This window comes from Paraburkholderia sp. SIMBA_030 (genome assembly GCF_046535245.1).
Classification (GTDB): Bacteria; Pseudomonadota; Gammaproteobacteria; order Burkholderiales; family Burkholderiaceae; genus Paraburkholderia.
The window spans coordinates 1-273 of record NZ_JAWRXB010000477.1 but is presented as its reverse complement, the minus strand read 5'-3'; the positions used below and the strand labels follow the sequence as shown (position 1 = coordinate 273).

The following is a 273-nucleotide window of genomic DNA, read 5'->3' as shown; positions in this document are numbered from 1 at the left end:
CTCGGAAATTTCCCGTCGCATCGCCCTGGAACAAGAACTGCGCAGCAGCGAGTATCACTACCGCGGCCTGGTCGAAAGCCTGTCGGCAATCGCCTGGGAGGCGGACGCCAACGACTTTACCTACAGCTATGTCTCGCCCCACGCCGAGGACCTGCTCGGCTACCCGCTGCATGATTGGCTCAAACCGGGCTTCTGGCGCAGCATCCTGCACCCCGAGGACGCGCTCTGGGCCCAGGCCTACTGCGACAGCGAGACCGCCGCCAGGCGTGATCA

At 64.5% G+C, this 273-nt stretch carries 1 pseudogene; it reads left to right on the top strand.

Annotated elements, in window-relative coordinates:
- A pseudogene (locus SB772_RS40855) lies at positions 1-273 on the top strand (hypothetical protein); the annotation flags it as partial.